The following is a 22,873-nucleotide window of genomic DNA, read 5'->3' as shown; positions in this document are numbered from 1 at the left end:
AAGAACGCCATGGAACCATCAATGAGCATCAGGCCGTCAATGAACCCCACCCAGCCCCCTGCCCCTCTCGCCGCGTCGGATCCTCAGCCCGCCTCAAGGCGCTGGCTTGCGCACATCGTCCCTGCGGCGCTGGTGGTGCTGATCCTGTGGCTACCGTTCGGCTTCGCGCTGACCGGCCTGATCGAAGAGTGGGGCGTCCTGGGCCTGTTCATCAAACATGGCGTCTTCTTTTTCGCCGACACCTCCAGCCCGCTCGCACCGCACGCCTTAAGGCCGCTGACGATCTTCCCCCACGCCCTGGCCTTTTGGTTGGACAGCAACTCCTTCTTCTACTGGCATCTCCTGCTGATGCTCGCGCTGGTGATAAAGGGCGCCTCCGTCAGCTACCTGATGGAGAAGCTGACAGGCAGCCTGAAGCTGGGCGTCATTGCCTGCGTGCTGGTCATCATCTACCCGGCCGACACGATGCAGCTCTCCTTCAGGGGCGTGCACATCAACTGGGCCCTCAGCCTGGCCTTGCTGGGCAGCGCCGTTTTCCTGCATGGACTGTCGCTCAAGCACAAGCTCCGCGCCTGCCTGCTCAGCGCATTGGCCAGCGCCCTGTTTGCGTGCGCGTGCTTCATGTACGAGGCCTCGCTGCTGCTCGCCTGCATCCCGGCCCTGATGCTCTTTGCCCGGGACGGCCTGGTGACGGCGCTGACCCAGATCAGGCCGAAGCTGGCGGAGCACGCAATCTGGGTCGCCGGCCCCGCTGCCTATGTGATCTACGCCTTGCGCACATCCGCCGTGGTCAAGAGCTATCAGGCCGGCGTCGTCGGCACCGACCTGCTCTCGACGCTCAAGCTCACCTATCCGAAACTGTTCAGCGTCGGTCTGCTGCGCAGCACGCTGGGCGGGTGGTTCGACGCCGTGAGGATCACTGCCGAAGAGTTCGCCAACTACGGGTACGTCCTCGCGGCAAGCGCTGTCTTGTCCGTGGCCATCATGGCGCTCCTGCGAAAGGACAACGCACAGCCGGCCGGCACCCGGAACTCGTCCGCCATGGCCTTCAACATCAGACTCGCCCTCACCGGCCTGATACTGATCCTGCTCGGCTATTTCCCGTTCCTGACGTCCAATGCCCACCTTGCGATCAGCCAGAGGACCTACCTGTTCGCGACCCCAGGCGCGGCCTTGCTGCTGGCGGCGATACTGAACGGCGGCTTCAGCCTCTCCAAAGCGCTGACCGGTGCGGCCATCGGCTTTTTCTTCATCACGGGCATTTCGTTCCAGCTCTATCAGTTCCATCACTACATCGAGATATCCCGGACGCAGACGGCCATACTGAACGACATCGCCCGGCAGTTCGACGGAAACACCGAAGGCAAGACGCTGCTGATCCTCGATCACGGCAACCGGCTGAACCACACGTGGATGTTCATCGATGAAAGCCTGACGGGGTCGCTGTCGTTCCTGTACGACAAACCGGTCTCGAGCATTCAGGTCTGCCACCTGCCGAGCAAGCATTGGCAGCGTTCGGACGCGCTGGGCCGCAAGGGACGGTGCGTTGAAGGCGCACAGGACTGGACATTCGAGTACCCGACCTCGGTCAGCGGACCGGGCGTCCCCGCCACCCCCCAGCCTGCGAACCTGGTGATACCGAAAGCGTCGATCGTCACCGTGGAGATCGGCAAGTCCGACGAGACCCCACAGGACACCCGAACCGTGCCTCAGGGCGTAGTCGAAAAGCGCTACAAGAGCATTGTCGACACGCTGAATGCAAAGACACGCTTCATCCGCTTCAAGGACGCCGTCGCCACCGACCGGTACGACTGGACGTTCGGCAAATGGTGGAGCATGGAGATACCGACCCACGGTACCGGCTGGCGCGAAGCGGAATGGGAAATCAACAGCTTCCATCACCACGCGTCGGCATGGAAAAGCGAGCGCTACTCAAGCCTCATCTTCCCGTTCAAGCCCAAAGACCAGCGCACCTACGAACTCAAGGGCCGATTCACGATCTTCGCCGGAACAACCGACCGGAGCAGCATGAAGATTGCGCTCAACGGCCAGCCGCTGGCGCTGCAGTGGAGTGCAGACGGTACGTTCTCGGCCACGATCGCACACGGAGCGCTCAAAGACGGCGACAACCTCCTGGAGTTCGACTCACCGACCGACGACAGCTACTACGGCCTTTCCGCAAGGCTCGAAGGCATCCATATCGCCCGGCAGCCCTGATACCCCCACGGAACCTGCCCGCCGGCCGCTGAAACGCGCGCCGGCCGGCCAACGCCGGATCCTGTCGACCGAAGCCCGGCAGCGCGCTTCAGTCGGCAACCCCCGCAGCGCAGCTAGCGCTCTTCGACACCCAACTCCCGCGCAATGGACCTCACGACGAAGTCCGACCCCCGAGGCGTCAGGTGGACAATGTCGAGGTAGAAGGCATCACCGCTCGATGCCGACTCCCGCATGAGGCAGCCCTCGTCATTGCACATTTTCTGTATGACCGAGATGTAGACGGCGCCCGTCTGCTGGGCGACGTCGCGAAGGTACTGCTCCGCCGCGTCGGTCTGGTTGTCCTGGCCGCCTTCGGACAGTCCGTACTTCGCATAGTCCAGCCGCTCGGAAGGGACGCGGTGCAGGGGGTCGTTGCTCCACAAGTTGAAGGCAATGCGCGAAGGCGTGTCCTTCCAGGCCGGCGCAGGCCCCAGCAGAATGACCCTGCGCACGCCCGCATCCTTTATCTGCCTGATCGTGGCCGGCAGCAGCGCCTTGTCATAGGACTCCCATATGCCGGCGAGAATGACGGTGTCAGGCACCAGTTCACGCACCTTTTCGAAGGCTCGCCGATTGTTGCCCTTGCAGTCCGGGTTCTTCCCCTCGAAATCCACGATCGGCGGACACGAAGACGTCGTGAACTGTGCCAAACGAAAGGCCGAGGAACGATTGGAAAGCTCGCGAAAGCCCCAATAGACAGCGGCGGCACCTGAATCCCCCCACAACATCCACAGGGGTTTGTCTCCCCCGTCCACGCACTCCGGCGCAAACTGCGACGCGTCCTGCCCCAGGTCCATGAAGCAGACGCGATTGCGCAGGGACGCACGATAACCGTCCAGATCGTATTCGGTCGCCCGCTGAATGATTTCCGGATAGCGGGAAGGGAAACCGCCGGACTTGAACATGACGCCGGCCAGCACACCCGCCACACACATCGAAGCACACAGCCCGATGACCTTGACCCGCGCTCCCGAACCCGAACCCGAACGGAACGGGCGCTCGATGTACAGATAGGTCAACGTCGCGAGCACCGCACTGACCGCCAGCACCGCCAGCCGCGCCGGCCAGGCCAACCCCTCCGGAAAGGCGCTTCTGGCGAACGTCAGCAATGGCCAGTGCCAAAGGTAGAGAGGAAAGCTGATCAGCCCGATGGACACCATCAGACGGTTGCCCAAAAGAACCCTGTTCACCCAGGCCCCAGGGCCCGCGGCAATGATCAATGCCGCACCGAGAACCGGTATCAGCGCCCACTTGCCGGGAAAGGGCAGCGTGTCCCGAATCCGGAATACCGCATACACGATGAGCAGCAGCCCGACGACCGAAAGGATCGTTCGCCCTATCGATGCGCCGTGCCCGCCGCCGAGCGCCCCCGGCAGCCGGAACCGGGCCCCGGATGCGAAACACGCCAGGAGCGCACCGACCACCAGTTCCCACCCGCGGGAAAGCGGCGAGTAGAACGTCGCCGTCGCGTGCTCTCGCACGCCCGCGACGTTCAGGGCGAAAGAAGCGACGCCGACCGCGACGACAAGCGGCAGCAACGGAATGCGCAGACGCCATGCTGCCCACAGCAGAAGCGGCCAGACGACATAGAATTGCTCCTCGATGCCAAGCGACCAAAGGTGCAGCAGCGGCTTGAGCTCCGAAGCCTTGTCGAAATAACCGGCCTCGTTCCACAGAACGAAGTTGGAGACGAAGGTCGCGCCGCCGAGGACATGCTTGCCCAGTTGAGCCAGATCGTCCGCCAGCATCGTGTTCCAGCCGAACGCCAGGGAGAACCCCAGCACCAGAACCAACGCGGGAAAGATTCGCCTGATGCGCCGGGAGTAGAAGTCGGCGAGGCTGAAGGTTTCCCGCTCCAAGGTCGTCAGGATGACCTTGGAAATCAGGTAGCCGGAAATGACGAAGAAAACATCCACGCCGACGAAGCCGCCGCGCAGCATCGTGGGAAAGGCGTGGAAGAACAGGACAGACAGGACCGCCACGGCCCGCAGGCCGTCGATGTCGGGCCGATACCCGATATGCCGTGCATGGATGCCCGAAATGCGGGCGGACGACGTTGAAACCTGAGCCTCTCGTACAGTCATTGCTCTACCTGATATCCCTGTTCTTGTTTGAAGGCGATTCGATGTATGTCCGGGCTTGAAGACATTGAGGGCCGCCGGAAGGTTCAATTGGCGGACAGGCCGGCGCTATCTCGCGCAAACCCTGCGATAGAGCGCCGCGTAGGCGGCGACCATCGTGTCGGCCGAAAAGACGGACTCGTAACGGTGCATTGCGCGTCTGCCCATGCCTTCGGCCAATTCGGTGTCTTGCCACAGGGTGCTCATCGCCGCCGCCAGCGCCTGAGCGTCGCGGGGAGGCACCACCAGCCCCGTTTCGCCGGCGATGTTGATGAATGTGGTGCCGGAACCCATCTCGCAGGAAATGAGCGGCTTGCCGTACATGGCAGCCTCCAGCAGTGAAATGCCGAAGGACTCGGAACGCAGGTGCGAGGGAAAGACGAACGCATGACAAAGCGTGAGCAGCGCCGCCTTGTCCTCGTCGCCCAGCCCTCCCAGGAAATGCACATTGGAAAGCCCGAGGCGCTGCGCCTGCGCCTTCAGCTCGGCCTCCTCATGGCCGCCGCCGAGGATCACCACCGGCAAGCCGGTGATCCTGGCGGCCTCCAGCAAGTAATCCAGGCCTTTGTAATAGCGCAGCGCCCCCACAAAGAGAAAGAACTTCTCGCCGACCCTGCGCCGCCACTCGGCGAGCTTCGCCTCGGGAACGGCGGGATAAGTGGCCCGATCCAGCCCGTAAGGAATGATTTCGACCTTGTCGCTAAAGCGAGACAGCACCGGGCTGCTCTGCGCATAGTTCGGCGAAGAGGCGACGATGCAGTCGACGCTGGACAGGAAGCGGTTCATCAGCGGCTGGTAGAGCTTGAGCAGGGTCTTCTGCTTGACGATGTCGGAGTGGTAGCTGACCACCGCCGGCTTGCCGTGGCGGCTCGCGAAATGCACCAGGTCCATGAAGGGCCACGGAAAGTGGTAATGCACCACATCCGCCTCTTTCGCCAACTGCGAAAAGTCCTTGAAGGCCGACAGCGAGAACCCGGTGGACGCGACGTGCAGGTCCAGCTTCGAACGGTGGGTGACGTGATTGCCCACCGTTTCGCCCCGGGCGGCTCCCCGCTCGCTCAGGTAAAGCACCTCGGAGGAAAAGCCGTGGCCGGCGCCGCCCTGGGCGATCTGGAAAATGACCTGCTCGATCCCGCCCATCGTTTCCGGGTAGTAGGTCTTGAAGAAGTGCAGAACCTTGATCATTTTCCGTCGACGACCCTTCGATAGACCTGTTGGGTTTCCCGGGCGCAGCGCTCCCAGGAAAACCCTTGCGCGTGCTGCATGCCTTTGGCCACCGCGATGTCTCGCCAGGCTTCGTCGACCAGGCCCCGTTCCAGCAACCGGGTCAACCCGTCGATGTCCATCGGTGCGCACATCAGCGCCGCGTCGCCGGCCACTTCCGGCAGCGACGAACTGTTGGAGCACACCACCGGGACGCCCGAACTCATGGCCTCGAGCACCGGCAGCCCGAACCCTTCGTAATGCGACGGGAAGGCGAACAGCCGCGCGCCGGCGAACAGCAGGGGAAGATCCTCGCTCGGCACGAACCCGAGGTAATGCGCCCAGCCTTCGCGCCGGGCGGTTTCCAGCTTCTGGTGAATCACATCGCTGCGCCAACCGTGGTAGCCCGTGAGGATCAGCGGCCAACGCGTGCGCACGTCCACCGGAAGACGGCTGTAGGCGTCCAGCAGCGTTTCGATGTTCTTGCGCGGTTCGATGGTGCCGACGAACAGCGAGTAACCGTTCGCCTTGAGGCCGTAACGGGCCAGGGCCGGCTCAAGCTCGGCAAGCGGCCTCGGGTAGAACTCAGGGGAACTGGCCAGCGGCACGGTGTGGATCCGCTCGATGGGCCAGTTGAAATAGTCGGCCAGCTCCCTGCGGGTGAACTCCGAATCGGTGATCAGCGCATCGGCCCTGGTCAACGTGGCCTTCAGCTCTTTCTGCAGGTAGCGCACCAGCTGCGGGGCGTGGCAATGGGCCCAGGTGAAGGGCGACAAGTCGTGAAACGTCGCCACGCTGCGCCCGGCGAAGGGCGGCAGGTAGTAATTGGGGCTGTGGTACAGGAAATCGCCGTGCCCCTTGAGCGCCGCCTTGCGCAGGATCGGCATCAGCAGCCGGTAGGCCTCGACGGCGAGGAAGTTTTTCTGCACCGCACGCTTCAGGCCATAACCGCTGCCGGACTCGTCGGCGGCCGTGGGCAATTCTGGCAAAAAGCGTCGACCGGCAAAGAACTGCAGGTCTGAAATGTCGGAACTCTGCTGAAGCCTCAGCGCAAGTTCGTAGGTATAGCGACCGATGCCGGTCAGCGGAAAGCGGATCGGCTCAACAGACAGGATTAGCTTCATTTAGTCCGCCGAAAGCATCCAGCTCAACGTTTCATCCAGCGCCGGCGTCTCCCACCCCTTCACCAGCTCGCGAAGCCGGGCGTTGTCGCCGCACAGGATCTTCACCTCATTGGCCCGGACGAAGGCCGGATTCACTTCGACTTCGATGCTGTGGCCGGTGAATGCCGAACACATGTCGATGACTTCGCGAAGGGAATGGCTCTTGCCTGAACTGACGTTGACGGTCTGCCCCACGGGCCTGGCTTCGATCAAGCCACGGTAGGCCTTGACCACCGCGCGGACATCGCTGAAGTCCCGGGAGACGTCGAGGTTGCCGAGTTCGATCTTGTCGGCACGCCGACGGAAATGCGCAACGATCTTGGGCAACAGGAAGCTGTCGGCCTGACCGACACCCGTGTAGTTGAACGGCCGGGCGATCACGATCGGAAGGCGGTCGAACCAGAGGCGGGCCATGTACTCCATCGCCAGCTTGCTGACCGCATAATCGTTGGCCGGCGCCGGAAGCGTCGCTTCACTGAGCAAGCCGGTGGAGGCATTGCCGTAGACGTTCGCGCTGCTGGCCAGCAACACGCAGTCAGGCACCTTGCCGCAGGCCGCGATCGCTTCGAGCAGGTGACGGGTTCCGATCAGGTTGACCCGATAGAACGTGTCGGCGGCGCCATGCCCGACGAAGGCCAGCGCCGCCAGATGGATCACGACATCCGGTTGAATGGTTGCCAGCAACTCGCGCAGTGCGGAGCCATCCGCCAGATCGGCTTGAAAGTACCCGGGCTCGTCGGAGGGCTGGGTACCCAACCCGAACACTTCATAGCCGCCGGCCTTGAGCTCGGCGGCCATGTAACGCCCGGTGAAACCTTGAACTCCTGTAATCAGCGCTCGTTTACCGGCAATACTCATCAGAAGGAAAATCCTTTCTCATTTCGACGCAGGTCGGCCTCGACCATCATGCGGCACAGCTCTTCCAGGGTGGTCTTCGGTTCCCAGCCCAGGGTGGCCTTGGCCTTGGCCGGGTTGCCGATCAGCAGCTCGACTTCCGCCGGACGGTAGTACTTAGGATTGATGCTCACCAGCACCTTGCCGGTCGCGGCATCGGTGCCCTGCTCGTCTTCGGCCGAACCGCTCCAGGCCAGGTCGATGCCGACGGCCTTGAACGCCATGGTGACGAAGTCGCGCACGGTTTCAGTGCGGTTGGTGGCCAGCACGAAGGTGTCCGGCTCGTCGGCCTGCAGCATGCGCCACATGCCTTCCACGTATTCCTTGGCGAAGCCCCAGTCGCGCTTGGCGTCGAGGTTGCCCAGCTCCAGCTTGTCCAGCAGGCCCAGCTTGATCTTGGCCACGGAGTCGGTGATCTTGCGGGTCACGAACTCACGGCCGCGCAGCGGCGACTCGTGGTTGAACAGGATGCCGCTGGTGGCGAAGATGCCGTAGGACTCGCGGTAGTTGATGGTCATCCAGTGGGCGTACAGCTTGGCCACGCCGTAAGGGCTGCGCGGATAGAAAGGGGTGCTTTCGATCTGCGGGATCGCCTGGACCTTGCCGAACATTTCGGAGGTCGACGCCTGGTAGAAGCGCACTTTCGGGTTGACGATCCGGATGGCTTCCAGGAGGTTCACGCAGCCCATGCCGGTGATGTCGCCGGTGGTCAGGGGCTGGTCAAAGGAGACGCCTACGAAACTCTGGGCCGCGAGGTTGTAGACCTCGGTCGCTCCGGTGGTCTGGAGCAGACGGATGCTGGCCGACAGGTCGGTCAGGTCGTACTCGACCAGATGCAGCTCAGGGTGCTTGTCGATGCCAAGCTCCTCGATGCGCCAGAAGTTGACAGAACTGGTCCGGCGGTAGGTGCCATACACCGTGTAGCCCTTTTCCAGCAGCAGTTCCGCCAGGTAGGCGCCGTCTTGCCCAGTAATGCCGGTAACGATAGCTTTCATGCGAATCCTCTAAACTCCATTTGAGCGCCTAGTCAGCAGGCTCTGTTGTGTCGTGTGCGCCATTGGGCTCCGGTCGGCAGAGCCGCAAATTCTTGCAGATCATACAGAATGCGGCCCGGAACGACGATACCCAACCGACCGACAATACATGTCCGGTTCTTTCCCGGCACCGCCGGAGAAATCATTGCCCGATGCTGCACAAGGCGCCCGCCCGGTTTAGTCGCCTGACGGGCGTTGCCTTGTAAATTCAGTCACTTGAGGGTTTCCGACCGAAGGCCCCGGTCTCGCGCCGCCGGCCGCAAAGAAAAGATGTAGAAAAGGTGACACTCCCCGCCCCCCAGCCTAAAATGGCGTGTTTTTTTGATCAATAATCTGGTGCTCTTAATGCGCAATGGTTCAGTAAGTATCGCCGTGTCGGACATCATCGCCGCGACAAGGCGGTACGCTTTGGTAGGGACGCTAGGCTGGCAAGACGTGCGACAACGCTACAGGAGGTCCGCGCTCGGCCCCTTCTGGCTGACCATCAGCATGGGCGTGATGATCGGCACCATCGGCGTGGTGTTCGGCCAGATCTTCAACTCCCCGATGCAGGAGTTCCTTCCGTTCCTGGCCATCGGCATGATCCTCTGGAGCTTCATGTCGACCGTGGTCACCGAAGGCTGCACCGGCTTCATCGCCGCCGAGGGCATCATCAAGCAGCTGCCCATTCCCCTGTTCACCCACATCCTGCGCATGATCTGGCGCAACATCCTGATCCTGGGGCACAACATCGTCATTTTCCCGCTCGTGCTGCTGGCCGTCGGCAAGCCGTTGACCTGGCTCGCCCTGATCAGCATTCCGGGCTTCATCCTCGCACTGGCCAACCTGACCTGGATCGCCCTGCTGCTGGGCATCCTCTGCGCCCGTTACCGTGACCTGCCGCAGATCGTCGGCAGCCTGCTGCAAGTGGTGTTCTACCTCACCCCGATCATGTGGATGCCGAGCCTGCTGCCGCAGCGCGCCGGGCTTTACCTGCTTGACCTCAACCCGGTCTACCACGTCATTTCCGTGGTCCGCTCCCCGCTGATCGGACAGATGCCGACCGCCACCAACTGGTGGTTCTCCGTGAGCATGGCCGTGATCGGCTGGATCGTCGCCCTCATGGTGTATGGCCGCTACAAGCGCCGCATCGCTTACTGGCTCTGAGAAGAACTCCCAATGTCCTTGATCGAATTCAATAACGTCAGCGTGGATTTCCCGATCTACAACGCCAACGGCCGCTCCCTGAAAAAACGCCTGATCCAGGTGGCCACCGGCGGGCAACTGGGCGCCGACCAGCAGGGCCGCGTCATCGTCCGGGCCCTCGAAGGCCTGACGTTCACCTTGCGCGACGGCGACCGGGTCGGCCTGCTCGGCCACAACGGCGCCGGCAAGAGCACCCTGCTGCGCCTGCTCAGCAGCGTCTACGAACCGTCCTCCGGCACCGCCCGGATCGACGGTGAGATCGGCTCCCTGATCGACATTTCCCTGGGCACCGACCCGGAGGCCACCGGCCGGGAAAACATCTACCTGCGCGGCGCCATCCTCGGCATGACCAAGGCGCAGATCACCGAAAAGCTCGACGAGATCATCGAGTTCTCCGAGCTGGGCGACTTCGTCGACATGCCGATCCGCACCTATTCCTCGGGCATGCACCTGCGGCTGGCGTTCGCGGTCTCGACCACCATCAAACCGGAAATCCTGCTGATGGACGAATGGCTGTCGGTCGGCGACGAAGGCTTCAAGCACAAGGCCGAAATCCGCATGAACGAACTGGTGAAGTCAACCAACATCCTGGTGATCGCCAGCCACTCGCGCGAACTGGTCATGCACACCTGCAACCGGGTGCTCTGGCTGGAGCACGGCAAGATCAGGATGGACGGCGACCCGGCGTCCGTCACCGCTGCGTACTTCGGAGGCTGAAGCCAATGAACAGCATCAAGCGCAACGGCGTTGACATCGCAATGGCATTCACTTCGGCATCCAGGCGCATGCGAACCGCTGCGGCCGTCCAGCCCGTCGCAACCGCACCGTCCGACATCGCCGAGGCAGCCGCCCACGGCATGGACGACGTGGCCGGCGGCGCCCAAACGAGGATCAGCACGATGCTACGACACCAGATCAAACAAGTGCTTCGACGAATGGCCCGCAGCGCCTATCGCGCGACCAAGCCTTTCGCACGTCCGGTGCTCTTTCGCGTACGCAACTATTTCACCGGCGCCCTGCGCGAGGAAATGCAGCAGCAGTTCGCCAGGCTGCAGGAACATCAGCAAGAACAGACCCGGCAAATCATGCAGGAGCTCCAACGCCTGGCGAATGCGGCCAGCGTTCAGGCCTCGCTCTCGCGAAAACTCATTGCCGAGCAGCTCCCCCTGGAGAAGGCCGGACCGCAGCTGGACCGCATCGAGCACTACTCGCTCATCGACGTCAACCGCGTCGCCATCAACTCCGGATCCGACGAGACCCTGGTGAAGTCGGCTGTCGGCTATGTCCTGTGCGGCGCCAAGGACCATGCCCTTCTGGCCAACCTGATGGAAGCCGGGGAACTGGAGCCCGGAACCCGAAAGCTCATTGAACGGCTCGTCCGCCCAGGCGACACCTACATCGATGTCGGCGCCAACATCGGCATGCATTCGATCGCGGCGGCACGGGCGATGGCGGGACGCGGCAAGGTCATCGCCTTCGAGCCGTTCGAACCCACCCGCAAAATGCTCGAAAGGAACCTGTGGCTCAACGGCTTCTCCGAGATCAGCGAAGTCTCCCACTACGCCCTGTCGGACACCACGGGCACCCACAAGCTGCACCTGGGCGCCACCAGCGGCCACCACTCGCTCTACGAACTCGAGACCCCGTCGTTCTCGTCTGCGGCATCGGTCGACATTTCAACGACCACCCTGGATGAGTTCCTGCCCGAATCCCAGACCGCACGGCTGCTGAAGCTCGATGCGGAAGGGGCCGAGATCGATATCGTCAAAGGCGCAAAACGCCTGCTTTCGACCAACCCGCACATGTTCATCATCGTCGAGCTTGGCCTGTCCCACCTGAAACGGAACTCGATCGCGCTCGAAGACTGGCTGCGACATTTCACCGCCCTGGGGCTTGCCTTCAACGTCGTCAACGATCAAACCGGCGATCTCGAAGACTGGTCGGTCGAACGGCTGTCCCATGCCGAGTCCGTCAACCTGCTTTTCACTTCCCCCGAATCAATGCAAGCCGCAAGGACGCAAGCATGAAGACCGAAGTCATCGTCATCGGCGCCGGCGGGCATGCCAAGGTCTGCATCGAACTGCTGCAGGCCCAGGGCGACACCGTCGCCTGCTGCGTCGGCAATCCGGACAGCCCGGACACCTGCGTGGGCATCCCCGTGCTGAAAAGTGACGACCATCTGTCCGCACTCTTCAATGAAGGCTATCGGCGGGCGTTCGTCGCCATCGGCGCAAACGCCGTGCGCAACAAGCTTGCCGCCAAGGCCACCGCCCTGGGCTTCACGCTGGTCAACGCCGTCAGCCCGGCCGCCACCGTTTCGCCCTCGGCCCGGCTTGGCGCCGGGGTCGCCGTGATGGCGGGCGCCGTGATCAATGCCGAGGCGACGATAGCCGACCTCTGCATCGTCAACACCGGCGCCACCATCGACCATGACTGCATCCTGGGCCAGGCCGTCCACATCGCCCCCCAGTGCGCCCTGGCGGGCAACGTTCAGGTCGGCGACCTCAGCTTCATCGGCGTAGGCAGCAAGATCATTCCGCAGATTCGCATCGGCGAGTCTTCCATGGTGGGCGCCGGCAGCGTCGTCATTTCCAATGTCGGTTCGGCAGTCACGGTTGTGGGCGTGCCGGCCAAAGCTTTAAACAAATTTTGAAGGAAGAGACATGAAACGTATTTCCGTTGCACAACCGAAGCTTGCCGGAAACGAGCGCAAGTACGTACTCGATTGCCTGGACACCAACTGGATTTCCTCCAACGGCAAGTACATCACCGCCTTCGAGGAAAGCTTTGCGGCCTTCTGCGGGGTCAAGCACGCGATCGCGACCAACAACGGCACCACCGCCCTGCACCTGGCGCTGGTCGTGCTCGACCTGCAGCCCGGCGACGAAGTCATCATCCCGACCGTGACGTACATCGCGACCGCGAACGCCGTCCGCTACTGCGGCGCCACCCCGGTGCTGGTGGATGTGTGCGCCGATACGATGAACATCGATCCGCAGACCATCGAAAGCAAGATCACCTCCAAGACCAAGGGCATCATCCCGGTGCACCTCTACGGCCATCCGGCGCAGATGGACGTGATCAACGACATCGCCCGCAAACACAACCTGTGGGTCGTCGAAGACGCTGCCGAAGCCCACGGCGCCGAGGTCAAGGGCAGCAAGGTCGGCAGTCTCGGCACCTGCGCGACCTTCAGCTTCTTCGGCAACAAGATCGTGACCACCGGCGAAGGCGGCATGGTCACCACCAACGACGACGCGCTGGCCGCCAAGCTGCGCCTGTTCCGGGGCCAGGGCATGGATCCGAACCGTCGCTACTGGTTCCCGGTGATCGGCTACAACTACCGCATGACCAACATCCAGGCCGCCATCGGCCTGGCCCAGATGGAAGGCATCGCCACCTCGCTGGCAGACCGCGAGCAGATCGCCGACTGGTACGACGAGGCGCTGGCCGACCTCAAGGACAAGATCGTCCTGCCTACCGAGGCGGCCTGGGCCAAGCAGGTGTTCTGGATGTACAACATCTTCCTGGCCGACGGCGACGAGCACAAACGCGACGCCGTCATGCAGAAGCTGGACGCGATGGGCATCGAGACCCGGCCGGTGTTCTACCCGATGCACGTCCTGCCGCCCTACAAGGAAGACGGCATCTATCCGGTGGCGGACCTGTGGTCCGGCCGCGGCATCAACCTGCCGACCCACCAGGATCTGACCCGGGAAGACATCATCAGGATCGCGGCCAGCCTGCGCGAGGTCTTGGCGGTCTGATGAAAATCGCCCTTTGCTCTTCATTCATCCCCTTCATCAAGGGCGGCGGAAGAAACATCGTCGACTGGCTGGCTTCGACCTTGATCGAAGCCGGACATCAGGTGGAGGTCGTGTACCTTCCGGAGTACGACGCTCCGCCGGACATCCTGTTCCAGCAGATGATGGCTTTGCGCTGGGTGGACCTGCAGGCGGCGGACCGGGTCATCTGCTTCCGTCCGCAGGCGCACCTGATACCGCACCCGCACAAGATCCTGTGGTTCATTCACCACATCCGCACCTTTTACGACCTGTGGGACACCCCGTACCGGGACTTTCCCGACGACGCCAAGAACCGGGCGATCCGCCAATCCCTGATGGAGGTGGACACCCTGGCGATGGGTGAAGCGAAGACCGTGTTCAGCAACTCGAAAGTCGTCTCCCAACGCCTCAAGACCTACAACGGCATCGACAGCGAAGTGCTGTATCCGCCGGTCTTCCAGCCGGAGCGCTTTTTCTGCGCCGGGTACAACGACGAGATCGTCTACATCTGCCGGCTGGAACACTACAAGCGCCAGCACCTGCTCATCGAGGCGCTGAGCTACACCACGACGCCGGTTCGCCTGCGCATCCTGGGAACGGGCGCAAGCCCCGACTACGGCAATGCCCTGCGGCAGACGATCGAGTCCTGCAACGTCGCGGACCGGGTCACGCTGGAAGACCGCTGGATCAGCGAAGAGGAAAAGGTGGAGCATCTGTCGCAATGCCTGGCCGCCGCCTATCTTCCGGTCGACGAAGACTCCTACGGATACCCCAGCCTGGAAGCCAGTCACGCGCAGAAGCCGATCCTCACGACCTCGGACTCCGGCGGTGTGCTGGAGCTGGTTCTGGACGGGCACAACGGCTACGTCGCCGAACCGACCCCCGAATCCCTGGCCAACGCCATGGACAAACTCTACCGGGACAAGAACGTGACCCAAACCATGGGCAGGAATGCCAGTCAGCGACTGGTCGACCTGAAGATCTCGTGGGCGCAGGTTCTGGAGCGTCTTCTGGCATGAAAGTACTGATCGTGAACAACATGGCGCCCTTCATCTGGGGGGGCGCAGAAGAGCTGGCCGTCAATCTGCAGAAGAACCTGACCGTCGCCGGGCATGACGCGGAAATCCTGCGGATCCCCTTCCAATGGGAGCCGGCAACCCGCATCCCGTCGCAGATGCTGTTGGCGCGGACGCTGGAGATCGCCAATACCGATCACGTCATCGCGCTGAAGTTTCCGGCGTACCTGGTGCGCCACCACCGCAAATCGCTGTGGCTGCTGCACCAGTACCGGCAAGCCTATGACCTGTACGACGCCGGCCAGACCAACCTGCCCCCTGGCGACACCGGAGCGGACATCCGCAAAGCCATCGCCCATGCCGACAACGAGACCTTCGCGCAAAGCCGGCACATCTACACCAACTCGGAAGTCACCCGGCAGCGCCTGCTCAAGTACAACGGCTTCGACTCCAAAGTGCTGCTTCCGCCCGTCAACGACCCGGAAGCCTTCACCGGCGGAGAAGACGACGGTTACATTTTCGCGGGCGGCCGGGTCAACGGCATGAAACGCCAGTACCTGCTGCTGCAAGCCCTGGCCAAAGCTGACCGGCGCGTGAAAATGATCATTGCCGGACCGCCCGAAACGCCTGCCGACACCCAGCAACTGCACGCGATCATCGAGCAGTTCGGCCTGCAGGACCGCGTCAGGCTCGACCTGCGTTTCCTGCCTCGCGCGACCTACGTGGACTACGTCAACCGTGCGCTGGCCGTTGCCTACATTCCGTTCGACGAAGACTCGTTGGGTTACGTGAGCATGGAAGCGGCGACCGCCCGCAAGGCCTTGATCACGACCACCGACAGCGGCGGGATCCTCGGTCTGGTGGTGCCCGGCGAAACCGGATGGCGGGCAGAGCCGTCGGCGGAGAGCCTGGCGCAAGCGATGAACGCCGCTTACGAGAACAGGGCCAGGACCCGGCAGTACGGGGAAGGGGCACAGACGCTGTGGAACAGCCTGGGCATCAATTGGCCGGAGACGGTCGAGGCACTGATCAAATGAAACTTGTCATGTTCACGCCGGCCGTCAAGACGTCGGCCATCGGCCGGATGACCCGGCTCGTCGTCCGCCAGCTCCTGGCCCAGCAACACCAGGTCGTGGTGGTCCGCACCGAAAGCCAGCACGTCGCGGTCGACGAGCTGCACGACTTCGGCTGCACCGTGCTGCCATGGACCGACGAAGCCCAAGTCGCCCGGGAGATCGAAGCGGCCGACGAATGCGTCTACCAGATCGGCAACAGCTACGAGTTCCATGAAGGCGGCATCGCCTGGCTGGCCAAGGCTCCCGGCGTCGTTTGCCTGCACGACTTCTTTCTCGGGCATCTGTTTTTCGGCTGGTCGCAGAACCGGCGCGAAGAGGCGGTCAGGATCCTGGAGCAGTGGTATGGAAACGCCGTTGCGCAGGGGTACTTCCAGATCCATGACGGTTCGGTCTTCATCAGCCAGACCCTCAACGAAGCCCCGCTCACCGAGTGGATCAGCTCAATGGCCAGCACCGTGATCACCCACAGCAATTGGGGTTGCGAGCGCGTGCTGGCGGCTTGTGCCGGCCCGGTCTACGTGACACCGTTGGCCTACGACGCCCCCGGCGCCACAGGCAACGACGGGCGCACCGGCGGTGACCGGCTGAATGTCCTGACCATCGGCCACGTCAACCCCAACAAGCGGGTCGAACGCTGCATCCAGGCCATCGCCGAAAGCCCTTCACTGCGGGCGAACATCCGTTACCGGCTGGTTGGCGCCATCCTTCCGGAAACGGAAAAACGACTGTCCGAGCTGGCGCTAGACAACGGCGTCGAGCTGATCATCTCCAACGAAGTCGATGACGCGGCGCTGTCCGAAGCCATCCGCGAAGCGGATGTCATCAGTTGCCTGCGCTGGCCCAGCCTGGAGGCCGCCTCCGCCTCGGCCATCGAAGCGATGCTCTACGGCAAGGCCACGATCGTCACGGACACCGGCTTCTACAGTGAGCTGCCCGACCCGTGCGTCCTGAAGATATCGGCGGACAATGAAGTGGAGGACCTGAAACGGATCTTCCTTTCGCTCCACGAGGACCGGACATCGGCCAATGCCATCGGGCAGCGGGCACAAGCGTGGGCACGGGAAACGTTCACGGCCGAAAACTACGCACAGAAGCTGGAGCAGGCGGTCGGCGCTTCGCTTCGGGCGAAGGTGCTGCTCAAGGCCGTCGATCACTTTTCAGGCATCATCGAACAGTGGTCGGCCAACCCTGCCCTGCTGGCGACAGCGGACATTCAGGCGCCGCTGAGCGTGTTCAACACCAACACCATCGTATAGGCCAGGTGGCGCAGGCCCGGATCGCCAGGCCTGCGCCACCGGCGACTGACTATCTCGAACTGTCGAAAACGACCTGAGCGGTCTCCTTCCACGCCACCGGGCGGTAGCGCTGGCGGATCGCCTCTTCCTTGGCGGCCAACGCCGCCGGGTCGAAGGCGTACTTTTCCAGCTCCGCCGCCCACACCGTGACGTCCCAAGGCTCCAGGTAATCCAGCAGATCCCCACCGACCTCCGGAATCGAAGCCGCGCTGGAGGCCAGGCAATACTTGCCCGCCGCCAGGCTTTCCGCCACCGGCAGGCCCCAGCCTTCGTACAGCGACGGGAAGGCCGTCATCATGCAATGGCGGTACAGGTGCATCAGATCCGAGTCGGAGACGTTGTTGAGGATGCGGATGTGGTCTTTCGTGCGCGGATCAAGGCTGATGTCCATCAGCAGATCCCCCACGCCCCAGCCCGGCATGCCGACAAACACCAGCTTGGGCAGATCCTGCACGCCCTTGTCCACCAGGCGCGTATAGGCCCGGTACAGCACCTCATGGTTCTTGCGCCGCTCGATGGTCGACACGAACAGCACGAAACGCTCCTTCAGCAAGGCCTTCACGTCCGCGCTGATGTCGTCGCTCAATTCATGGGACAACTGGCAACCCAGCTTGACCACCGCCGTCTCCGGAACCGGCGCACCCAACTCGCTCAGCAGCGAAATCAGGTCTTTGCGGGTGCATTCCGAAATGCACAGTATCTTGTCCGCGCACCAGGCGACATCGGCGAAGTAGTTGGCGAACTTGGCCGCCACATCACCCACGCACAGGTGCGGCAAGCGCACGGGGATCACGTCGTAGCAGCAAAGGACGACCCGCAGGCCGACCTTCTTCTTGAGCTCGTACAGGTACGTCAGGTCCTTGTTGTCCCAATCCAGGCCGACGGAAATGTAGCTGTCGCCCCTGGAGAAGGGATGCCCGGCGATGCCGGCCTTGCGGGCAGCCGGCGTGAACACGTAACCGCGGTTGGCCGGCTTCAGGAAAGCCTTGGCCGCCGAACGCAAATGCCGCACGCCGATCACCGCCTCGACGATGGAGACCCGGCGCTGCTGGAAGAACTGATAGATCCGCCCGCTCACGCGCGTCGGCAGACGGTTCAGCACCTTGATGGCCTTTTCCTTGAGCCGCGCTTCGATCGAACTTTTGTTCGCCGCGCCACTGGCGACCCTCCCCGGCGCCGCGGCGTGGGTGCCGGAAATGCGCTTCAGCGTGGCCGCCACGTCACCGGCAGAGACCGTGGCGTAGCCGGCGGCATGGTCGTAGGCGCAGAACTTCACGTCTTCACCGGCGGCGATCAGCTCGAGCGCGTGCGCAGCCGCTTCCGCCTCGGTGCGGATAATGCCTACCGCTGGCCGGCGCCAGCCCAGAATGGTCGTCACATCAAACCAGGTGGTCATGCCTCTTGCGCCTTCTTCTCAATGACTTGTGCCGCTGCTTGCGGAATCGGTTCCAGGCTCCGGGCCCAGGTCAACGGCTCACGGGACGCCCTGTCCGGCCCCTTGCCGTCCGTCGACGCAGGCCCGGTCAAACGGCCACGGATCGCGGCGTGAAACTCGGCGGGCGAGCGCGCGACGCTGATTTCCGGCTGGCTCAGATGCTGCTCGAACCCGCGGAAGGCCGACTCGGTCCCGACCACATACTTGCCCGAATAGATGGCTTCCGCCGTCTTGATGTTCGAGCCGCCGCCATGGGGGATCGGCAGCAAGAACGCATGGGCGAGGGTCTTCACGGCATCCAGGTCTTCGTCGGGCAGCATGTACAGCAACTGCAGGCGCGACAGGTTCAACTGGCCCCAACGGCTGTCGCGCAGCGTCGCCTCCAGGTGCTCGCACACGCTGCCGACCACCACCAGCTTGCTGTCCGGCGGGATGCACGCCAGGGAACTGCCCAGGCACTCGTTGAAGCCCTTGAAGTTCGGCGGATGGGCGCTGGCGACGTAGAGGATCCACGGCGATTCCGGCAGGCGCGCCTTCCAGGTCTCGAGGGCATCCGCCTTGGCGGTCCAGGGCGCGATGCCGTTGGGCGCGAGCAGCGGCATCGCCGCCCCCCAGGCCTTGAGGATGTCATAGTCCGCTTGCGTGACGGCCACGGCGATGTCCGCCTCCAGCGCCGCCTTGCGCTCCAGCGCCTCGATGTCGGCGATCACCGGCGCTGCACCCTTGATGCCGTAGCTGTCGAGGATCTCCTGCTTCAGCGGCGCTTCGATGTTCTGCGAACCGTAGATCAGGCAGGCGTTGCGGTACTGGGGCATCTGCTTGATCTTCAGCACAAGCGGCCACAGCCACGGCTGCTCGACATGGATGACGTCGATGGCCGGCGGCAGCTTCTTGAGGATCTCCGGGAACCCGCCCTCCTCCGAGGCCGCGAACTCCCCCGAAAGCAGGTCATTGATCAAGGGCACGTAAGCGCCCTTGTACTTCCTGAAATCGCTGCCGGCCGGGAACTTGACGTCGTTCGGCCCCAGTGTCGACGGCGGATACCCTTCCGGCTCATAGACCGCCAGGTGAGTCACGCTCCAGCCGCTGTCCTCGAAGGTCGAGGCGATGTTGGCCACCCGCACCTGCCCACCGTGCCGGGGGCTGGCGATCGGATAGGTACTCAGCAATAAAACCGTTTTCAAATTATGAACCTTCAGAATTGATGCTTCGCGACCGGCGGCCGCGCCTGACCGCTTCGCTCACGCAAGCGTGGCCGCCGTTGGCTACCAGAAGACCCGGCGCCTCAGGCGCCCGTGATCAGCGCCTCGACGTCCTTGAACCGCGCCTGCATCAGCGCCTCGTCACCCTTCGCTTCGACATTGAGCCGCAACAGCGGTTCGGTGTTGGAGCCGCGCAGGTTGAAACGCCAGTCGCCGAAGGACAGGCTGATGCCGTCGGTCTTGTCGAGCTCCGGGCCTTGCGGCAGGTAATGCGCCAGCACCTTCTCCAGCACCGCCGGCACGTCCGCCACCCGGTAGTTGACCTCACCGCTGCACGGGTACGCGGCAATCCGCTCGTCGACCAGCTGGGCCAGCGTCTTGCCGGTGGCGGACATCAGGGCCGCCACGAGCAGCCACGGGATCATCCCGCTGTCGCAGTAGGCAAAATCGCGGAAGTAATGGTGAGCGCTCATTTCGCCGCCGTAGATCGCATCTTCCAGGCGCATGCGCTCCTTGATGAACGCGTGCCCGGTCTTGCACAGCACCGGGACGCCGCCGGCCTGCTCGACCTGATCGATGGTGTTCCAGGTCAGGCGCGGGTCGTGGATGATCTTGCTGCCCGGGTGCTGCTTGAGCAGCATCTCGGCCAGCAGGCCGACAATGTAGTAACCCTCGATGAACCGCCCGTTCCCGTCGAAGAAGAAGCAACGGTCGAAATCGCCGTCCCAGGCCAGGCCGAGGTCGCAGCCGTTGTCCAGCAAGGCCTGACGGGTCAGGTCACGGTTTTCCGGCAGCAGCGGATTGGGCACGCCGTTGGGGAAATGGCCGTCCGGCTCGGCGTTGATGACCACCCACTCGAACGGCAGACGGTCGATCAGCGCCTGCAGCGCCGGGCCTGCGGCACCGTTGCCCGGGTCGGCCAGCACCTTCAGGGGCTTGAGCGCGGCGACGTCGATGTAGGTCAGCAGGTGCTCGATGTAGCGCCCCTTGTCCGCCTCCACGCGAACGCTGCCCGGCGTGGCGGCCAGCGGGCCCAGGTCACCGCTGTCGACGCGGTCGCGGATGGCGTTGAGCCCGGTGTCGCCGCTGATCGGCCGCGACTGCGACTTGACCAGCTTCATGCCGTTGTAGCCCTTGGGGTTGTGGCTGGCCGTGATCATCACGCCGCCGTCGGCACCGAACGCGCTGGTGGCGAAGTACACTTCTTCGGTGCCGCACAGGCCGATGTCGATCACATCGGCGCCGGCCTCGAGCAGGCCCCGCGTCATCGCCTCGGCCAGCATCGGGCTCTCGAGCCGCATGTCCCGCCCCAGCACAATGCTCTTGCCTTGAAGCTCAGTGACCATCGCCCGGCCGATCCGGTAGGCGACCTCTTCATTGAGGTCGGAAGGCACCTGGCCGCGAATGTCGTAAGCCTTGAAGCACTGGGTCTTGATAGGGGTATGCATGCTGGTCTCTTGCTCGGGATTCAGGTGACGGCACGCCGGGAACATCCGCTGCGCACCGCCGAGATGGATGGGTGTCGAGGATCGACACATGCAAATAAGCCTGACCGGCAGAACATGCACCGGTCAGGCTTATGGCGTCCGGCCCGCGGTTACTTGTCGACGCGGCCGTAGTTGTCTTCGAAGCGGACGATATCGTCTTCACCCAGGTAATCGCCGCTCTGCACCTCGATCAGCACCAGCGGAATCACGCCCGGGTTCTCCAGACGGTGCTGATGGCCGGCGCGGATGAACGTCGATTCGTTGGTGTTCAGCATCAGCTTCTGCTGATCGTTGACCACCACCGCCATGCCCTCGACGACGATCCAGTGCTCGCTGCGGTGGTGATGCATCTGCAGCGACAGCGAGGCCTTCGGCTTGACGACGATACGCTTGATCTTGAAGCGCTTGCCCTCTTCCAGGGTGGTGTAGGTGCCCCACGGGCGATGGACCGTGCGGTGCAGCAGGTGCACCGTGTGGCTGCAGGCCTTGAGCTGGCTGACGATGTGCTTCACGTCCTGGGCGTGATCCTTGTGGGCGATCATCACGGCGTCAGGGGTGTCGATGACCAGCAGGTCCTCCACGCCGACCAGGGCGGTCAGGCGCTCTTCGCTGTTCACGTAGTTGTTGCGCGAGTCGTGGGCCAGTACTTCGCCTTCGAACCGGTTGCCGTTTTCGTCTGCCGGGGTCAGCTCGCTCACCGCGTTCCAGGAACCGATGTCGCTCCAGCCGATGTCGCAAGGGATGGTCGCGACCTTCTGGGAACGTTCCATCAGCGCGTAGTCGATGGAAATGTCCGGCACCTGGGCGAACAGCCCGCTGTCCAGGGCCAGGCAACGGTAGTTCTCGGACGACGTCAGGCGCGACGCCTCAATGGTCTTGGCGACCGCAGCGACGACGTCGGGAGCGTGCTGGCGCAGCTCCTCCAGCACCGTGCCGACGCGGAAGCAGAACATGCCGGAGTTCCAGAAATAGTTGCCGGCGCTGAGGTAGCCCTGGGCGGTTTCCAGGTTCGGTTTCTCAACGAAGCGCGCCACCTTCAGACCGCCGTTGAGCGGAGCGGACTTTTGCGCCTCGATGTAGCCGAAGCCGGTTTCAGGATAGGTCGGCTGGATGCCGAAGGTGACCAGCCAGCCATCGGAAGCCAGGGTGACGGCGTTCGCCACGGCCGCCGCAAACGCCTTCTCGTCCTTGATCAGGTGGTCGGCCGCCAGCACCAGCATATGGGCGTCTGCGCCGTGGCTGGCCTCCAGCGAAAGCGCCGCCGCAGCGACGGCGGCTGCCGTATTGCGACCGAACGGCTCGAGGATGAAGCCCTGGGCGTGGCCGGCCTTGTTGACCAGGCCGTATTCGTCTTCGGTCTTGAACAGCAGCTCACGGTTGGTGACCGTCAGGACTTCGACAACCCCTTCCAGGCGCGAAGCGCGCAGGAACGTCTTCTGGATCAGATTCTGGCCATCCGGCAACTCCATGAACGGCTTGGGATGAGCCTCACGGGAAACCGGCCACAACCGGCTACCCACTCCGCCAGACAAAATTACGGGAATCAGTTCCATGCTCTAAATCCTTAAGCCCCTTCCCGCGGATGACCGACGGGCAAGCGGGTTCAGTTATGTTTCTGGTCGTTCCTGCACCGGACTCAGTGCAAAACCCTCGCCGCTGGCGGCCATTCTACAGCGCCAGCTCCCCATAGTTCACTCGGCAAGTGCATACGGGCCAAAGCAA

18 protein-coding genes are annotated in these 22,873 nt (G+C 63.2%); 9 read left to right on the top strand and 9 right to left on the bottom strand.

The features are described 5' to 3' along the window. The first annotated feature begins 21 nt into the window (after positions 1–21). Entirely contained in the window at positions 22–2,217 is a 2,196-nt protein-coding gene (locus KVG96_RS05360) for a hypothetical protein (RefSeq protein ID WP_217891110.1), read from the top strand. A gap of 113 nt (positions 2,218–2,330) precedes the next feature. On the opposite strand, the gene KVG96_RS05355 is transcribed toward KVG96_RS05360, so the two are convergent. From KVG96_RS05355 to gmd, 5 genes are all read right to left on the bottom strand, one after another. Then, positions 2,331–4,340 (bottom strand): acyltransferase family protein, encoded by a 2,010-nt coding sequence (locus KVG96_RS05355; RefSeq protein WP_217891109.1) that lies wholly within the window; start codon positions 4,338–4,340, stop codon positions 2,331–2,333. A 105-nt stretch (positions 4,341–4,445) separates the two neighbouring features. Next, positions 4,446–5,561: a glycosyltransferase family 4 protein gene (locus tag KVG96_RS05350; RefSeq protein ID WP_225927216.1), complete on the bottom strand. Its 1,116-nt coding sequence runs from the start codon at positions 5,559–5,561 to the stop codon at positions 4,446–4,448. Further along, positions 5,558–6,703, bottom strand: coding sequence for a glycosyltransferase family 4 protein (locus tag KVG96_RS05345; RefSeq protein ID WP_217891108.1), 1,146 nt, complete (start codon positions 6,701–6,703; stop codon positions 5,558–5,560). Before KVG96_RS05345 ends, KVG96_RS05350 begins: the two co-directional genes overlap by 4 nt. Next, a complete protein-coding gene (locus KVG96_RS05340) occupies positions 6,704–7,600 on the bottom strand; it encodes a GDP-mannose 4,6-dehydratase (RefSeq protein ID WP_217891107.1) in 897 nt (298 codons plus the stop codon). It lies immediately after the preceding gene. Next, complete coding sequence (gmd, locus tag KVG96_RS05335) at positions 7,600–8,631, bottom strand: GDP-mannose 4,6-dehydratase (RefSeq protein WP_085578028.1); 1,032 nt, start codon at positions 8,629–8,631, stop codon at positions 7,600–7,602. Before gmd ends, KVG96_RS05340 begins: the two co-directional genes overlap by 1 nt. A gap of 384 nt (positions 8,632–9,015) precedes the next feature. On the opposite strand from gmd, the gene KVG96_RS05330 reads away from it, so the two are divergent. Genes KVG96_RS05330 through KVG96_RS05295 form a run of 8 tightly spaced genes read left to right on the top strand, consistent with a single transcriptional unit; the run spans position 9,016 to position 16,988 of the window. Next, entirely contained in the window at positions 9,016–9,816 is an 801-nt protein-coding gene (locus tag KVG96_RS05330; protein ID WP_217891106.1) for an ABC transporter permease, read from the top strand. Positions 9,817–9,828: 12 nt separating this feature from the next. Continuing rightward, a complete protein-coding gene (locus KVG96_RS05325; protein WP_217891105.1) occupies positions 9,829–10,572 on the top strand; it encodes an ABC transporter ATP-binding protein in 744 nt (247 codons plus the stop codon). 5 nt (positions 10,573–10,577) lie between these two features. Then, a complete protein-coding gene (locus KVG96_RS05320; protein ID WP_217891104.1) occupies positions 10,578–11,882 on the top strand; it encodes an FkbM family methyltransferase in 1,305 nt (434 codons plus the stop codon). After that, complete coding sequence (locus KVG96_RS05315; protein WP_217891103.1) at positions 11,879–12,508, top strand: acetyltransferase; 630 nt, start codon at positions 11,879–11,881, stop codon at positions 12,506–12,508. Before KVG96_RS05320 ends, KVG96_RS05315 begins: the two co-directional genes overlap by 4 nt. A 10-nt stretch (positions 12,509–12,518) precedes the next feature. Then, positions 12,519–13,622 carry a DegT/DnrJ/EryC1/StrS family aminotransferase gene (locus tag KVG96_RS05310; RefSeq protein WP_217891102.1) on the top strand — a complete coding sequence of 368 codons (1,104 nt, stop codon included), beginning with the start codon at positions 12,519–12,521 and terminating at the stop codon, positions 13,620–13,622. Beyond that, complete coding sequence (locus KVG96_RS05305) at positions 13,622–14,659, top strand: glycosyltransferase family 4 protein (protein WP_225927215.1); 1,038 nt, start codon at positions 13,622–13,624, stop codon at positions 14,657–14,659. The genes KVG96_RS05310 and KVG96_RS05305 overlap by 1 nt, the downstream gene beginning before the upstream one ends. Continuing rightward, positions 14,656–15,693: a glycosyltransferase family 4 protein gene (locus KVG96_RS05300; protein ID WP_217891101.1), complete on the top strand. Its 1,038-nt coding sequence runs from the start codon at positions 14,656–14,658 to the stop codon at positions 15,691–15,693. Before KVG96_RS05305 ends, KVG96_RS05300 begins: the two co-directional genes overlap by 4 nt. Before the next feature lie 8 nt (positions 15,694–15,701). After that, positions 15,702–16,988 (top strand): glycosyltransferase, encoded by a 1,287-nt coding sequence (locus KVG96_RS05295; RefSeq protein ID WP_217891100.1) that lies wholly within the window; start codon positions 15,702–15,704, stop codon positions 16,986–16,988. Between the two features lie 49 nt (positions 16,989–17,037). Here the strand turns inward: KVG96_RS05295 and KVG96_RS05290 are convergent, their stop codons facing one another. The 4 genes from KVG96_RS05290 to KVG96_RS05275 form a co-directional block, all read right to left on the bottom strand. Continuing rightward, on the bottom strand, positions 17,038–18,423 hold the full coding sequence (locus KVG96_RS05290; protein WP_217891099.1) for a glycosyltransferase family 4 protein: 1,386 nt from the start codon (positions 18,421–18,423) through the stop codon (positions 17,038–17,040). Further along, positions 18,420–19,646: a glycosyltransferase family protein gene (locus KVG96_RS05285; RefSeq protein ID WP_217891098.1), complete on the bottom strand. Its 1,227-nt coding sequence runs from the start codon at positions 19,644–19,646 to the stop codon at positions 18,420–18,422. Before KVG96_RS05285 ends, KVG96_RS05290 begins: the two co-directional genes overlap by 4 nt. 101 nt (positions 19,647–19,747) lie before the next feature. Next, positions 19,748–21,112, bottom strand: a complete 1,365-nt coding sequence (locus KVG96_RS05280) for a phosphohexomutase domain-containing protein (protein ID WP_217891097.1) — start codon at positions 21,110–21,112, stop codon at positions 19,748–19,750. A gap of 149 nt (positions 21,113–21,261) precedes the next feature. Then, the gene (locus tag KVG96_RS05275) at positions 21,262–22,704 is read right to left on the bottom strand and encodes a mannose-1-phosphate guanylyltransferase/mannose-6-phosphate isomerase (protein WP_217891096.1); all 1,443 of its coding nucleotides are present in this window, start codon (positions 22,702–22,704) and stop codon (positions 21,262–21,264) included. Between the last annotated feature and the right edge of the window lie 169 nt (positions 22,705–22,873).

Source organism: Pseudomonas ekonensis (assembly GCF_019145435.1).
GTDB lineage: Bacteria > Pseudomonadota > Gammaproteobacteria > Pseudomonadales > Pseudomonadaceae > Aquipseudomonas > Aquipseudomonas ekonensis.
The sequence above is the reverse complement of the archived record's forward strand: the minus strand, read 5'-3'. Positions and strand labels throughout refer to the sequence as shown.

Coding starts and splice junctions, on each gene's coding strand:
- KVG96_RS05325 (WP_217891105.1), top strand. CDS start 9,829: ATGTCCTTGATCGAATTCAATAACGTCAGCGTGGATTTCCCGATCTAC.
- KVG96_RS05340 (WP_217891107.1), bottom strand. CDS start 7,600: ATGAGTATTGCCGGTAAACGAGCGCTGATTACAGGAGTTCAAGGTTTC.
- KVG96_RS05330 (WP_217891106.1), top strand. CDS start 9,016: ATGCGCAATGGTTCAGTAAGTATCGCCGTGTCGGACATCATCGCCGCG.
- KVG96_RS05275 (WP_217891096.1), bottom strand. CDS start 22,704: ATGGAACTGATTCCCGTAATTTTGTCTGGCGGAGTGGGTAGCCGGTTG.
- KVG96_RS05350 (WP_225927216.1), bottom strand. CDS start 5,561: ATGATCAAGGTTCTGCACTTCTTCAAGACCTACTACCCGGAAACGATG.
- KVG96_RS05315 (WP_217891103.1), top strand. CDS start 11,879: ATGAAGACCGAAGTCATCGTCATCGGCGCCGGCGGGCATGCCAAGGTC.
- KVG96_RS05355 (WP_217891109.1), bottom strand. CDS start 4,340: ATGACTGTACGAGAGGCTCAGGTTTCAACGTCGTCCGCCCGCATTTCG.
- KVG96_RS05320 (WP_217891104.1), top strand. CDS start 10,578: ATGAACAGCATCAAGCGCAACGGCGTTGACATCGCAATGGCATTCACT.
- KVG96_RS05310 (WP_217891102.1), top strand. CDS start 12,519: ATGAAACGTATTTCCGTTGCACAACCGAAGCTTGCCGGAAACGAGCGC.
- gmd (WP_085578028.1), bottom strand. CDS start 8,631: ATGAAAGCTATCGTTACCGGCATTACTGGGCAAGACGGCGCCTACCTG.
- KVG96_RS05300 (WP_217891101.1), top strand. CDS start 14,656: ATGAAAGTACTGATCGTGAACAACATGGCGCCCTTCATCTGGGGGGGC.
- KVG96_RS05295 (WP_217891100.1), top strand. CDS start 15,702: ATGTTCACGCCGGCCGTCAAGACGTCGGCCATCGGCCGGATGACCCGG.
- KVG96_RS05290 (WP_217891099.1), bottom strand. CDS start 18,423: ATGACCACCTGGTTTGATGTGACGACCATTCTGGGCTGGCGCCGGCCA.
- KVG96_RS05360 (WP_217891110.1), top strand. CDS start 22: ATGAGCATCAGGCCGTCAATGAACCCCACCCAGCCCCCTGCCCCTCTC.
- KVG96_RS05305 (WP_225927215.1), top strand. CDS start 13,622: ATGAAAATCGCCCTTTGCTCTTCATTCATCCCCTTCATCAAGGGCGGC.
- KVG96_RS05280 (WP_217891097.1), bottom strand. CDS start 21,112: ATGCATACCCCTATCAAGACCCAGTGCTTCAAGGCTTACGACATTCGC.
- KVG96_RS05345 (WP_217891108.1), bottom strand. CDS start 6,703: ATGAAGCTAATCCTGTCTGTTGAGCCGATCCGCTTTCCGCTGACCGGC.